Here is a 15,252-nt window from a genome sequence, read left to right as displayed (position 1 = left end):
TATCTATAACCTTCTTACAATTAATACTTAACACTTATTAACTTTGAGTCCATTAAAAGTGGTGTCCATATTTGCTTTTCGTGCTTAATTTTTATGGTAATCACTTTATGAATCTTGTAATAAACATTAAAACCAAAGTCTTCAGAAACAGTAAGCGTGATGTTATAAACTCCTTTTGATAAATAAACATTATTTAACTGAAAAGTAAAGGTAATATCGTTAGTATTATTTAATATTTTCAAATCTTGTTCATCAGCTAATATTTCTGCTATGGCTCTTTGCTCTTTATCATAAATTGCCAATGAAATATAAGGGATTTTAGACAAGCTTTTATTCTTAATTGTAAAACTTAAATTTACAGTATGCCCCCAGGGAATGGGATAGATATTGTTTATTTTATTTACACCTTCAATCCACGCCTCTTTTAATTCAACAGAATTGTCCGTGAAGACAACCTGTGGATCTTCATTTGTTATAAATTTATTATAATATAGATCAATCCCTCGAGACACATGTTCTCCCTGAAAATTGGCTAATCCATGCTCCATCAATATAATTTGGCTGCAAATACGCGATACCATAGGCATACTGTGCGATACAAAAATAATAGCTGTATGGGGTAAAATGGTATCTATACGCTTAAAACATTTTAATATAAAACCCAAATCGCCAACCGCCAAAACCTCATCAATAATCAATACATCAGGTTCCATTTGGGCGGCTACAGCAAAACCCAAACGCACTTTCATACCACTACTATAGTGTAGCACGGGCATGTCTATAAACTCGCGTATTTCAGCAAAGTCGATGATGGCCTCTATTTTGACATCAATTTCCTTTCGGGTAAAGCCTAAAACAGCTCCATTATTATAAATATTCTCACGCCCGCTTAAAATGGGGTTAAACCCTGCTCCTAATTCTATAAGCGCGCCAACCCGTCCTTTAATAGTTACTTTTCCCGCATCGGGTTTTATTAAACCATTTAATATTTTAAGCAAAGTACTTTTTCCAGCGCCATTATGCCCTATCAAGCCCAAGCATTCGCCACGGCGCAATTCAAAATTGATGTCTTTAACAGCCCAAAATTCTTTATCGCGCAGTTCTCGAACGTTTTTATTGCCCCAAATATTTGCCACCAAGTCTTGCACACCGTACCAAAGACCGGTTTTTAAATCTTTGCAGAATTTTTTTGAGACGCCTTCTGCCCTAACTAAAACATCGTTTTCTTTCATAAACTTAAGCACTCATACGTTCTAAAAATATAGGGATGGATATTCTATAAAAAATCAAGCCCAAAAGAAACAATGGGATACACGCTAATAAAATCCAAATATAATATTGTAAAAAGGCCGGTTCTGTACCTACTATAAAATCTCTAGAAGTTACAACAAGTGCAGAAAAAGGATTCAACTCCATAACCGTTTTTAAAAACCCTGTTTTTGGAATAACATACACAACGGGAGTTAAGTACATCATTAAACTTAAACCCATAGAAACCAACCGCATCACATCAGTATACAACATTCCCAAAGGGGTAATAAACAAACCAATGGTAACACCAACCAACATAGCTCCCAAAATAGCCAGTGGCAATAAAAGTAACGACACATGAAACCCTACACCAAAAAGAAACACAAAGGCCAATAGCAACACAATTTTAATACTACTGTCAAACAGTAGCCTATAAACACCCGAAACAATAAGCGCTTCTTTGGGAAAGTTTATTTTGGCCATAATACCTTTAGAAGCATTAGTACTACTAAGGGGCATGCTTATAGAACTATTAATAATAGACCAGATAAGGGTACCCGAAAAAGCATACACAGGATAGGGTATCCCTGTATCGGTGAGTTTTATAGTGCCGGTATAGTTTAAGAAAATCCAAACAAAAGCCGTGGTTAAGGGTGCCACAAAGGCCCAAATAATACCAAAATACGATTGCCGGTATTGTGCTTTTATATCTCGAACCGTTAACTGCTTTGCCAGATATAGGGAACGCCTTGTATCACTTAAAGTTTCCTTTAGCAAATTAAGTAAGCTTATTTTATTTTCCTTTTGATATATTTTGGTTTCTAACGACATAGATTCTTTGGGCAATTTACAGCATGTCCTGAAATTTAGAATAGGACATCTGTTAAAAAGAGTAAATATAAACAGGTAAATGTTTTGAAAAAAATCAATTGTAGTAAAATTTGCCATCCCAACAAACTTTAGGAGTAAAAATAAATTAAAGCTAGATACCAAAACACATACACAAAAATTCAGTATTGTCTTGTCAGACTGAGCCTGCTTGTGCTGAACTTGTTCCTGTATCGAAGTCCAAGTAATTTTCAAAACATAAGAAAATCGTATCGAGAACCATTGTCAGACTGAGCCTGTCGAAGTCCTACTCAACCGTCAGACTGAGCTTGTCGAAGTCCGAGTGAATTTGTGAGGCACAAACAAATTTGTATCGAGAAGCCAACAACTTAACACCTTAACGACTCAACAACTAAACAACTAAACACCTCACACCCTTTTTTGTCATTCCGAACTCGCCTGTGCTGAATTCATTTCAGTATTTCGGAATCTATACCTTATGGAAACAAAACTCTAAATGAACTAGATGCTGAAATAAATTCAGCATGACAAAGCAAGAAACAGCATAACAAACGAACGTGCGATAAGACACCCAAACAACTCAACGACTCAACACCCAAACAAATCAACAAATAAACAAATCAACAACTAAACACCTACCCAACCTTAATCCCATTAATCATATTAAAAACATCCTCATAAGGCAAGCCCAAATAAGCACAAGCCTCGGCAATAGTAACATGTTGGTGCCGATCTTTATGATACAACAAACGAATATCGCGCATCACTTCTTGCGCATAACGTTCACTTCGTCCCGTAATCCAAATAATATCTTGGGAATAAATACAAATTCGATGCATAAAACAAATTGGTTAAACGATACACAAAACACAAGTAATACATTAACTAGGAAGCGGTTACACATCATTAAAATAACCTACAAACGCACATTAATAAATCACTTTACAATAATAATACAAATTTTAATACAAAAAACAAGTTATTGTAAGTAAAAATAACAAATTAATCCCTGCGCAGGCAGGGATCTCATTCAACCTCACTTGCCATCCCCTAGTTTATACTGAGCCCAGTCGAAGTAAAGGCAGGGATCCTTTTGTCATCCCTGCGCAGGCAGGGATCCACTTAAAACCCAATAAACCATAAACTTATAAACCATAAACTCAAAAACAACTCAACACCTAAACACCTAAACAACCCAACAACTCAACAACTCAACAACCCAACACCTCAACAACTCAACGACTCAACAACTCAACACCACCCCCACACCTCACGTATGCCTAAAGCATGGATAAAGCATGGATAAAGCATGCCAACAGCAATAATGCACAAACCCACAAAAAGCTAAAAAAGCAGAAAAAACAACCAAAAGCCCCACAAAAAAGCAAAAAACGACCTATCACGAAAAAAAGACAGTTTAAAGCCAAATCAAAAAACATGAAAACAAAAAACACAGTATGTTTACCCCAACAAAAGCTACCAAAGCGGTAGTAAAGCCTAAACCAGTTCCTAAAAAAAAGAACGGAACATAAAACCCCAAATCATGGCAAAATTAAACAGCTTTATTAAGATTGAAGGCACCCTAGACAATCTTACCTTTTACAAGGGCAAAGAAGGGTATTTAGTAAAAACAAAAGGTGGCGTGAGTGCCAAACGTATTAAAACCGACCCAGCCTATGCGCGAACCAGGGAAAACGGTTCCGAATTTGGTCATGCAGCCTCCAGCGGAAAACAACTCCGTCGAAGTATTTTAGACCTCTTAACCGATGCTAAAGACGATTTGGTCACATCGCGTTTAACCCAAACGATGACAAAAGTTAAAGATGCAGACACCACCTCACCCAGAGGCCAACGACAAGTAGCCATAGGTCTTGCCACACCATTAGGCAAATTGGCATTAAACGGATTTAACTTTAATAACAATGCCATTTTAAGCAGTGTACTGCTATCAGACTACACGTTGAACACCGCCACGGGAGCCATTAGTATGGCAGAATTTATTCCCTCTCAAAACCTAAATGCGCCCCAAGGCAGCACACATGTAAGTCTAATAGCTGGGTTTTTAGACATCGATTTCAGTACAGATATAAAAGACCTACAAGTTAGCCCAACGCTTAATCTGCCTATCGACAACACAAACACGCCGGTAACATTAACGCCAGCGGCAGTACCTACTGGAACAGGAAATAAAATGTATTTCCTTAAAGTAGCATTTTATCAAGAAGTAAATGGCTTACAATACGCCCTAAACAATGGCGCGTTTAATGCCTTAAAATTAGTAGACATTCTTTAAACAAAAAGCAAACGTAGCACCATCTTTTACCCATCAAAGGTGGTGCTTTTTTGTACCCCTACCTCCTTTCTTACTTGTCTCCCTACCCCTTCGATCTTGTCACCCTGAACTCGCTTGTGCTGAACTTGTTTCAGTATTTCAGGGTCTCATCCAACTTTAACTAGATGCTGAAATAAATTCAGCATGACAAAGTAAGGAACAGCAGAACAACTAAACGACTAAACAACTAAACACCTAAACGACTAAACGACTAAACAAATCAACGACTCAACAAATTTGTCACTTCGAGTGAATTTGTAAGGCACGAACAAATTTGTATCGAGAAGCAATCAACTCAACACCTCAACAACAAAATTAAACTTTAGTCATCCCGTAGTTTATACTAAGCGCAGTCGAAGTAAAGGCAGGGATCCTTTTGTCATCCCTGCGCAGGCAGGAAATCGAAGATTCAGCGTAGCTAATCCACTTAAAACCCAATAAACCATAAACTTATAAACCATAAACTCAAAAACAACTAAACACCTCAACAACTAAACACCTAAACGACTAAACGACTAAACGACTAAACGACTAAACAAATCAACAAATTTGTCACTTCGAGTGAATTTGTAAGGCACGAACAAATTTGTATCGAGAAGCAATCAACTCAACACCTAAACAACAAAATTAAACTTTAGTCATCCCGTAGTTTATACTAAGCGCAGTCGAAGTAAAGGCAGGGATCCTTTTGTCATCCCTGCGCAGGAGGGATCCACTACTATCTTCTTATCATTATTCTTTCAAATAAATCCAATCTTTAGACAAATCTTGCCAATTAGGATTTTCTTTTTCAATCAAATCAATTTTCCATTGACGCTTCCATTTCTTCATATTCTTTTCCCTAACAATAGCATCGTTTACATATTGAAATGTTTCAAAATATAATAACTTGTTCAAGCCGTATTTTTGAGTAAAACCCTTAACCAGCTTATTTTTATGTTCAAACATTCTACGTTCTAAATCATTTGTTACCCCAATATAAAGCGTACCACAAGTTTTATTCGTTAATATATAAAGGTAATATTGATGAATGGTTTTGTACATGTGTATGTTTTAACTAACTAGTGGATTCCTGCTTTCGCAGGAATGACAAAAAGATAAAATTTTGAGAATAACCACTAGGTGTAACTCGTTATATGTTTAAGTTTTATTAATTCTATGCTAGTAAAACTAGTGTTATTTTATTGAATAATAATCATTTTAAAGTCTATAACCTTGGGGTAAAAGGAGCCTTACGAAGTTTAAATCTTGTATTGATTTGTCATCCCAGAGTTTATACTGAGCGAAGTCGAAGTAAAGACAAGAACCTCATTTAAACCCTTCTGTCATCCCTGCGTAGGCAGGAAATCGAAGATTCAGCGTAGCTAATCCACTTAAAACCCAATAAACCATAAACTTATAAACCATAAACTCAAAAACAACCAAACACCTCAACAACTAAACACCTAAACGACCATCCCGTCACCCTGAGCTCGCCTGTACTAAACTTTGTTAGAACTTGTCACCCTGAGTCTGCCGAAGGGTCTCATCCAAATTTAAACTAGATGCTGAAACAGGTTCAGCATGACAAATCAATTATGTATTGTCATTCCGAATTTATTTCGGAATCTCATCCAACTAAACAACTCAACAACTCAACAACTAAACGACTAAACAACTCAACACCTAAACAAATAAACAACTAAACAAATAAACAACCTCACAACCGTCCCTTCAAAACCTCTAAAATCTTAGCAACAGCCTCTTCCGGACTTTCCTTAACCGTTTCAATCTCTATGGTAGGATCCACAGGAACCTCAAAAGGCGAACTGATACCCGTAAAGTTTTTAATCTCCCCAGCACGTGCTCTTTTATACAAACCTTTAATATCGCGTTGCTCGCAGACCTCTAAGGGAGTATTTACAAATACCTCAATATAATAATCGCTACCTACAATCGCTTTGATGTCTTCCCGTATTTTATGGTATGGCGAAATAAACGCTGCTATAACCACCAAGCCAGCATCTATAAATAATTTAGCTACTTCGGTGGTACGTCTTAAATTTTCAACACGGTCTTCTTTAGTAAACAATAAATCTTTGTTTAACCCGCGTCTTAAATTATCGCCATCTAAGGTATAGGTGTGAATCTGTTGCTTGTGCAATTCTTTTTCCAGTAAATTAGCAATGGTAGATTTACCAGAACCCGACAAACCAGTAAACCAGATTAAACAAGGCTTGTGTTTGTTAATGAGTGTCCGATGCTGCCTATTAATGGTATAGCGCTGCTCTTTATTGTTTTTCATCCTTTTATTGAATTATAAAATAAGGGTTTAACAAGTTTTCTTTATTATAACACAACGCCTCATTTTTATCAACTTGCATCACGTTTAAACCTACGGCATTACAAATAGCATGTCCTGCTGCGGTATCCCACTCCATGGTAGGTGCAAACCGGGGATAGATGTTAGCATGACCTTCAGCTACCAAACAAAATTTTAAAGAACTTCCTTTTGAAACTAAACGAACGTCGTTTCCATGGGCTTCTAAACTTTGAATAAAAGCATGGGTTGCTTCACTTTTATGCGAGCGACTTCCCACGATCGTTATTTGGTTGTTGTTACTTTTTTTAGGAGCTATTGCTATACTGTTTTTTAATACCTCTTCAGTAAACTCATGAGCATTCAACTCGATTTTATAAGCCTTATTATGAGACACTTCGGCATAATACAAGGTTTTAGAAACAGGAATGTATATAACCCCTAAAACGGGCGCGTTGTTTTTAATGAGGGCGATGTTTACAGTAAACTCACCATTGCGTTTGATGAATTCTTTGGTACCATCCAATGGGTCAACCATCCAACAGGTGTCCCAGTTTTTCCGTGTACTGAAAGGTGTTTGTTTGTTTTCCTCGCTTATGATGGGAATCGCTGTTTTTTCTAAATAGGAGTTAATTACAACATTGGCATTCTCATCGGCGATGGTTAAAGGAGAATAATCCGACTTTAAAGTCACCTCAAAATCATCAGAATAGATGTTCATGATGTCTGCGCCTGCATGTATCGCAGCTTTAATAGCTGTTAAAAGTAATATATTCATTGTTTTATAATGGCATCGTCCTTTTTCTCAAATCATTTTATTTTATGGCCTTTTAATGCCTTAAAATTAATAGACATTCTATAATCAAAAAGCAAACGTAGAACTATCTTTTACCCATCAAAGGTGGTGCTTTTTGTAACACCTACCTCCTTTCTTACTTGTCACCTTGCCTCCTTTCGTACTTGTCACCCTTACCCTTCGGTCTTGTCACCCTGAACTTGTTTCAGGGTCTTCAATCTTGTCACCCTGCCTCCCTTCGGTCTTGTCACCCTGCACTCGCTTGTGCTGAACTTGTTTCAGTATTTCAGGGATCCTTTTGTCATCCCTGCGCAGGCAGGGATCCACTTAAAACCCAATAAACCATAAACTTATAAACCATAAACTCAAAACAACCAAACACCTCAACAAATCAACAAATCAACAAATCAACACCAAACCTTTAGTCCCCACCCTGTCCCTTCGAGTGAATTTGTGAAGTGCAACGGAACAAATTTGTATCGAGAAGCAATCAACTCAACACCTCAACAACAAAATTAAACTTTAGTCATACCGTAGTTCATACTAAGCGCAGTCGAAGTAAAGGCAGGGTTCCTTTTGTCATCCCTGCGCAGGCAGGAAATCGAAGATTCAGCGTAGCTAATCCACTTAAAACCCAATAAACCATAAACTTATAAACCATAAACTCAAAAACAACCAAACACCTCAACAACTCTACAAATTAACAAATCAACAAATTTGTCACTTCGAGTGAATTTGTGAGGAACGAACAAATTTGTATCGAGAACCAAACAACTCAACAACAAAATTAAACTTTAGTCATCCCGTAGTTTATACTAAGCGCAGTCGAAGTAAAGGCAGGGATCCTTTTGTCATCCCTGCGCAGGCAGGAAATCGAAGATTCAGCGTAGCTAATCCACTTAAAACCCAATAAACCATAAACTTATAAACCATAAACTCAAAAACAACCAAACACCTCAACAAATCAACAAATAAACACCTCAACAACTAAACGACTAAACAAATAAACACCTAAACACCTCAACAACAAAATTAAACTTTAGTCATCCCGTAGTTTATACTAAGCGCAGTCGAAGTAAAGGCAGGGATCCTTTTGTCATCCCTGCGCAGGCAGAAAATCGAAGATTCAGCGTAGCTAATCCACTTAAAACCCAATAAACCATAATCTTATAAACCATAAACTCAAAAACAACCAAACACCTCAACAAATCAACAAATCAACGACTAACCACCTCAACAAATCAACAACTAAACGACTCAACAAATCAACAACAAACCTCACCCCAATCTAAAAAAGCGCTTCAATTTACTAAACAACCCCGATTTAGATGTCAGGCTTTCATGATAACCATTGGAATAATTACCATAGCCATAACCATAGCCATAACCATAACCATAGCCATAGCCATACTTAGCCTTTTGGTCGTAGCCATTGTAAACAATACTGATGTTCTTAATTTGCTTGGTTTTATATTTCTCGTTAATAAAATTAAGCATCTGACGTTTGGTATAATCTTGTCTTATAACATACAACGAAGCATCTACATGGTCTATAAGCTCTAAAGCATCTGCTACCAAACCAATGGGAGGTGTGTCTAAAATGATATAGTCGTACTTGGTTTTTAAAACGGTCATCAACTCGTTTAGCTTATCACTAATTAATAACTCAGAAGGATTTGGTGGTATGGGTCCAGAGGTAATAACATCTAAAAACTCAATTTCGGTATGCTGAATAACCGCATCTAAAGATGCTTGACCGATTAAATAATTAACGACCCCAATATCATTTTTAATACCAAAATCACCAAAAATCTTTGGTTTTCTAAGATCCAATCCTACTAGAATGGTTTTCTTTCCACTTAGGGCAAAAACCGTGGCAACATTAATAGAACAAAATGTTTTTCCTTCGCCACTTACCGACGATGTTACCAGTAATGTTTTAGTGCCATCACTGCCGTCTTTTTGTAATTTGTAATAATACTGTAAATTAGAACGAATGGCGCGAAAAGACTCAGCTACGGCCGATTTTGGTTTTCTATGGACTACGAGATTATTGTCCAGGGTATTCTTACTTACAACGCCTACAATGGGTATGGTCGATAATTGTTCCACATCCATAGGACTGTGAATATTGTTATCTATAAGTGTTAAAACAAAGGCTAGTAATAATGGAATAAGCAAGGCTGCAAAAAGCGCAAATATATAGCGCACATTCAAGTTTCTACCCAAAACAGTGGCTCCCGTATTTTTAGCATGATCAATTATTAGAATATCCGACACATTGGATGCTTTTATCATTTGTGCTTCGCCACGTTTGGCTAAAAACGCATTATAGGTTTGTTCACTTAAAGCATATTGGCGCTTAATGGTTATTAATTGCTGTTGGTCTTCTGGCAATTTGCTAAATTGGGATTCTATAGTGGCCAGGTTAGAATTGGCCGTGCTTAATTCTCTTTTTAAACCACTGGTCACCGAACTGATGTTTTCCAATAGCACATTTTTCAAACCCTCTATTTGACGGTTTAAATCATTAAAAACAGAAGCGTCGCTACGTACGGAGTATTGTAATTTTGACTTTTCAACAGAAAGGTCATTTATTTTGGAAACGTTTCCTAAAATATTGGCATCACTAATTCCAGCGATGGAAGGTGCCGGAATTTCAGTAAACGAGCTACTGGTTAATAAATAATTTTTAAGATTGGAATAGTAATTTAACTGTCGTGTTATGGATTCTTTTTCCGACTCGAATTTATTAAGCTTATCATTAAGCTGTCCACTTTCCCCATCAAGACTGTATATTTTGTTCTTCTTTCTATAATCGTTTAAAGCTTCAGCATTATCGGTCAATTCGCCTCCAACTCTAGCTATTTGTTCATCTATAAATGCAATGGCATTGGTAGCATACTGGTTTTTTCTGTTCAGTTGGTCTTCACTCAATACAGCAATCACCCCATTTAAATAATCAACAATCTTTTCAGTGTTTTTATCAATAAGTGTAATATCCAATATAGGGGAGCTATTGGTATTCTCTACGCCTGTGCGTGCTTGGTAGCTAGCAACAGTACCATCAAAACTACTGAACTGTATAAAAAGCGGGGTGCCTATGGTTACTTTTGGGTTTTCCACTAAATTAATAACACCCTTTAAAAAGGGAAGGTTTATAGAATCGCCTACTTTAAATGGTTGCTTAAAAGTACCAACGGGCACATCAACACTGGATATATTTTTGGTGATGTAATTTTGAACTTGTACTCTTGGATTTTCAAATACCACTTCCAACTCATACGAATTGGCATCTAAAAACGTGATTTTTATGGGGATGTTTAAAAGTTGGGGAAAGTTGTAATCGTGGTTAAACCGAAAAGGAGCTGCTTTATAAATATCCTGCATTCTAAAACGTCCTTGCTTTAAATAGCTTTTATAAAATTCTAAGCGGTCAACTACTTTTTCATGGTGCGATCTCGATTTTAAGGTAACTAAAATAGTTTGCAATTTTGCCGTAACACCGCCCCAGTTAAAGGTTAAACTGGTATTGGAGGTAAAGAGTGGATTTCTATCATCTTCAATAGAAATTTTAGTTCCCAAGCGATATGAAAACTCCTCCCGTATATTTTGCTGATATACAAAGAAAACACCTATAGCTAAAAGTATTATGAAAAACTTCCAATAGCTTAATGCCCTGAATAAAAACTTTTTGATGTCGAAACTATGTGCACCCGGCTCTGAAACTTCAAATTCTTCAATCATAATGTAAATTTAAAGATTTCGAGTTAAAAAATAGGTGGATACCAACACAGACAATATGGAGGCTACGGCTGTAATATTTTGGATAGCGGTTTGTCCTGCTCCCAAAGCCTTACGTTTCATTGGTTTCACTAATATAATATCATTTGGTTGAATATAATAATAGGGCGAATCCATGGCCGCAATATCGGTTAAATTTATATGGTGTATTTTTTGGCCATCTGGGTACTGCCTGATAATCAAAACATCCCTTCTATTGCCAGTAGGCCTAATATCCCCTGCATTTGCCAAGGCCTCAAGAATGTTTACACGGTCTTGAAACAGCGTATGCACACCGGTACCAACTTCACCTATGGTGGTATATCGCAACCCTGCCAATTTAACGGTTACAAATAACTCGGCAGTTTCTTTAAAGTATTCCTTCAAAAGCGCGTCTTTAACTAAGGCTTCAATCTCGGTAACGGTATAACCTAGCACATTTATTTCTCCAAGAATAGGAAATTTAATATTACCGTGTAAATCTACCGTGAAACCATTAAAATAAAGTCCCGATTGCCCTTGCGAACCACTGGTATTAGTAGTTGCTACGGGATTAAAAATGGCGGTAAGTTCGTTATCTAAGGCTTTTACGTTAATACTTAAAATATCATTAACTTGAACTCTATATGGCTTTGCTAATTCTTTTATTGATAAAGAATCGATTTTGACCGTACCTTTATCTTGTAAATAAACAACATCTTTATTGGTGATACACGAAGAACATAAAACACTGATTGCTATACAAATAAACAGGAATATTTGTTTCATCATAGGGGTAATAGATTTATCACAAATATAACTTTTCAAAATGAACAATAAAACTTATCACTGAATTTTTGGTTTTTTATACGTTCTTTGCATAAAAAATAGCCTTTTGAATTATTTAACTGTTGAAAATATATCGAAATCTTACGGAGAGCTTACACTTTTCGAAAACCTGTCCTTTAGTGTACATAAAGACCAGAAAATAGCCTTTGTTGCTAAAAACGGAACAGGTAAAACGTCCATTCTAAATATCATTTCCGGAGAAGATGATGCGGATGCCGGCAATGTTATTTACCGAAAGGATATTAAAGTATCTTTCCTTTCGCAAGACCCAAAACTAGATAAAAATCTAACAGTTGAAGAAACCATTTTCGCTAGTGACAATCCTATTTTAAAAGTTATTTTAAACTATGAGCATGCACTGTTAAACCCTGAAGATTCCGATGCCTACCAAAAAGCATTCGAACAAATGGAACTCCACCAAGCTTGGGATTTTGAAACGCAATACAAGCAAATTCTTTTCAAATTAAAACTTGAAGATTTAACCATGAAAGTGGGTGCGCTTTCTGGTGGACAAAAAAAACGTTTATCATTGGCTAATGCCTTAATAAACAAACCCGATTTATTGATTTTAGATGAGCCTACCAACCATTTGGATTTAGAAATGATTGAATGGCTTGAAGCCTTTTTTGCCAAAGAAAACATCACGCTTTTTATGGTAACCCACGACCGCTACTTTTTAGAGCGCGTGTGCAACGAAATTATTGAATTGGACGAAGGGCAACTATACAGCTACAAAGGCAACTACTCCTATTATCTTGAAAAGCGCGAAGCTAGGATTGAACAAACCGAAGTAGAAACAGGCAAAGCCAAACAACTTTTTAAAAAGGAGCTGGAATGGATGCGCCGCCAACCCAAAGCTAGAACTACCAAATCAAAGTCTAGAATAGACGATTTTCATGATATAAAACACCGAGCCAGCCAACGCCGTAACGACCACGAAGTCCAATTAGAGCTTAACATGGAACGCTTGGGCAGCAAAGTGGTAGAGTTCCACAACGTATCAAAATCGTATAAGGACAAAGTCATTCTTAAAAATTTTGAATACCTGTTTAAAAATGGCGAACGTGTGGGCATTATTGGTAAAAACGGTACCGGAAAAACCACGTTTTTAAATATTTTAACCCAAACTACAAAACCCGATTCTGGAAAAGTTGTTTTAGGTGAAACCGTAAAATTCGGCTATTACACCCAAAACGGTATCACCATAAAACCAGAGCAAAAGGTTATTGATGTCATTCGGGAATTTGGCGATTACATTCCATTAAAAAAAGGCCGTCAAATTTCGGCACAACAATTATTGGAACGCTTTTTATTCAGCCGAAAAAAGCAATACGATTTTGTTGAAAAACTAAGTGGTGGCGAACGCAAACGCTTGTATTTATGTACGGTTTTAATTCAAAACCCCAACTTTTTAATTCTAGATGAGCCAACCAACGATTTAGACATTGTAACGTTAAACGTATTGGAAAGTTTCTTAATGGATTTTCCGGGGTGCGTGATTGTAGTGTCGCACGACCGCTATTTTATGGATAAGGTAATTGACCATCTTTTTGTGTTTAGAGGCGAAGGCGACATTGAAGATTTTCCTGGAAATTATACCGATTTTAGAGTGTATGAAGATAGCCAACCTGCTATTTCTGCGGTTTCAGAAGATAAAAAAGACAAAAAGGCTTGGAAAAAAACCGAAGACAATAAGCTGTCTTACAACGAAGAAAAAGAACTTAAAAATATTGAAAGCAAGTTAAATTCGTTAGCATTTGATAAAAAGGAATTAGAAGCCAAGTTCAACAATCCAGATTTATCGCCCGATGAAATAAACAAACTATCGGAAGCTTTACAGAAAATCATTGATGATTTGGAAGCCAAAGAAATGCGTTGGTTGGAATTGCAAGAGAAATTGGAGGAATAATTGAATTATGATTTTTGAATTACGAGTGTTGATTGACAAAGTAAAAAAACAGCTCAAGATTAATTTTCTCTCTAAGACGTCAAGTCGCGAAGCATATAAAACAATTAACTAAGCGCTTTTGTCATTTCGAACGAAGTGAGAAATCACATAACAGTGCTACTTTCAACTTTTAACTTTTAACTTTCAACTTTTAACTTTCAACTTTCAACTTTTAACTTTCAACTTTTAACTTAAGTGCTATATCAAATCAAATCATACATAAAATTCCTGATAAAATCCACCAACCAACACGGTGTGCACTCCCCTTTTGTTTATAGTTTAGTGACTAAATGTTTTTATGATAAATCAAAACATGAGGCTTACAAAAACATGTCAGCTTACAAAAAGCAACTGCTTCAACATGAAGATAAAATACAGGTAACCGATTTAGGTGCGGGTTCTCATGCTACCAAGCAACGCGAACGCTTTATTTCCGAAATTGCTAAAAACGCTGGAACTCCCCGTAAAAGAGCGCAGCTTTTATACCGCCTTGTAACTTATTTTAAACCAAATAACATTTTAGAACTAGGAACTTCTCTTGGCATTGCAACACATGTTATGAGTCTAGCAAACCCTAAGGCTTCTATAACCTCTGTTGAAGGTTGCCCGAATATTTCAAAGGTTGCAAAAGCTAATTTTGAAAAGCTTCAGTTAAAAAACATAGAATTAATTACCGGAAACTTTAATGAGGCAATCAATAAACTAACATCAAATACTTACGACCTTATCTTCTTTGATGGCAACCATCAAAAAGAAGCGACTTTAAGTTATTTTGAAACACTTCTACAAACCGCTCACAACGATTCTGTTTTTATTTTTGATGATATTTACTGGTCCAAACCCATGACGGAAGCTTGGGAAACCATCAAACAGCATCCACGTGTAACCGTAACTATTGATACCTTCTTTTGGGGATTGGTCTTTTTTAGAAAAGAACAACTTAAGGAACATTTTACCATCAGGGTTTAGTTGTTTGTTGTAAAGTTGTTTATTTGTCATCCCTGCGAAGGCAGGGATCCACTTTGAAATCAAAGATTCAGCGTAGCTAATCCACTTTATCCTGTAATCTCTCTATTGTCATCCCTGCGAAGGCAGGGATCCACTTTGAAATCTAAAGATTCACGAATACAGCATTAAAAATTGAATCAATAAGCAAGACAGGAAAT

General features: G+C 36.5%; 11 protein-coding genes. 3 read left to right on the top strand and 8 right to left on the bottom strand.

Annotated features, from left to right (window positions below; translation table 11 throughout):
• Window positions 1-20: 20 nt before the first annotated feature.
• The 3 genes from ACGK9U_RS13625 to ACGK9U_RS13615 form a co-directional block, all read right to left on the bottom strand.
• Window positions 21-1,232: an ABC transporter ATP-binding protein gene (locus tag ACGK9U_RS13625; RefSeq protein WP_394466936.1), complete on the bottom strand. Its 1,212-nt coding sequence runs from the start codon at window positions 1,230-1,232 to the stop codon at window positions 21-23.
• Between the two features lie 4 nt (window positions 1,233-1,236).
• Entirely contained in the window at window positions 1,237-2,082 is an 846-nt protein-coding gene (locus ACGK9U_RS13620; RefSeq protein ID WP_394466935.1) for an ABC transporter permease, read from the bottom strand.
• A 653-nt stretch (window positions 2,083-2,735) separates the two neighbouring features.
• Window positions 2,736-2,939: a hypothetical protein gene (locus ACGK9U_RS13615; protein ID WP_209655404.1), complete on the bottom strand. Its 204-nt coding sequence runs from the start codon at window positions 2,937-2,939 to the stop codon at window positions 2,736-2,738.
• Window positions 2,940-3,643: 704 nt separating this feature from the next.
• Between ACGK9U_RS13615 and ACGK9U_RS13610 the strand changes: the two genes are divergently transcribed.
• Window positions 3,644-4,393, top strand: coding sequence for a hypothetical protein (locus tag ACGK9U_RS13610; protein WP_394466934.1), 750 nt, complete (start codon window positions 3,644-3,646; stop codon window positions 4,391-4,393).
• A gap of 771 nt (window positions 4,394-5,164) precedes the next feature.
• Here the strand turns inward: ACGK9U_RS13610 and ACGK9U_RS13605 are convergent.
• The 5 genes from ACGK9U_RS13605 to ACGK9U_RS13585 form a co-directional block, all read right to left on the bottom strand.
• A complete protein-coding gene (locus ACGK9U_RS13605; protein WP_394466933.1) occupies window positions 5,165-5,476 on the bottom strand; it encodes a GIY-YIG nuclease family protein in 312 nt (103 codons plus the stop codon).
• Window positions 5,477-6,131: 655 nt separating this feature from the next.
• A complete protein-coding gene (gene cysC / locus ACGK9U_RS13600; RefSeq protein WP_394466932.1) occupies window positions 6,132-6,716 on the bottom strand; it encodes an adenylyl-sulfate kinase in 585 nt (194 codons plus the stop codon).
• 4 nt (window positions 6,717-6,720) lie between these two features.
• On the bottom strand, window positions 6,721-7,509 hold the full coding sequence (gene cysQ / locus ACGK9U_RS13595) for a 3'(2'),5'-bisphosphate nucleotidase CysQ (RefSeq protein ID WP_394466931.1): 789 nt from the start codon (window positions 7,507-7,509) through the stop codon (window positions 6,721-6,723).
• A gap of 1,296 nt (window positions 7,510-8,805) precedes the next feature.
• Window positions 8,806-11,274 (bottom strand): polysaccharide biosynthesis tyrosine autokinase, encoded by a 2,469-nt coding sequence (locus ACGK9U_RS13590; protein ID WP_394466930.1) that lies wholly within the window; start codon window positions 11,272-11,274, stop codon window positions 8,806-8,808.
• Window positions 11,275-11,283: 9 nt separating this feature from the next.
• On the bottom strand, window positions 11,284-12,081 hold the full coding sequence (locus ACGK9U_RS13585; RefSeq protein WP_394466929.1) for a polysaccharide biosynthesis/export family protein: 798 nt from the start codon (window positions 12,079-12,081) through the stop codon (window positions 11,284-11,286).
• Window positions 12,082-12,184: 103 nt separating this feature from the next.
• On the opposite strand from ACGK9U_RS13585, the gene ACGK9U_RS13580 reads away from it, so the two are divergent.
• The gene (locus tag ACGK9U_RS13580; RefSeq protein WP_394466928.1) at window positions 12,185-14,047 is read left to right on the top strand and encodes an ABC-F family ATP-binding cassette domain-containing protein; all 1,863 of its coding nucleotides are present in this window, start codon (window positions 12,185-12,187) and stop codon (window positions 14,045-14,047) included.
• A 369-nt stretch (window positions 14,048-14,416) separates the two neighbouring features.
• Window positions 14,417-15,055, top strand: coding sequence for an O-methyltransferase (locus ACGK9U_RS13575; RefSeq protein WP_394466927.1), 639 nt, complete (start codon window positions 14,417-14,419; stop codon window positions 15,053-15,055).
• Window positions 15,056-15,252: the final 197 nt, after the last annotated feature.

This window comes from Mariniflexile sp. HNIBRBA6329, assembly GCF_043558645.1.
GTDB lineage: Bacteria > Bacteroidota > Bacteroidia > Flavobacteriales > Flavobacteriaceae > Mariniflexile.
Note: the sequence above shows the minus strand (reverse complement) of the source record. Positions and strands in the feature narration are given on the sequence as shown.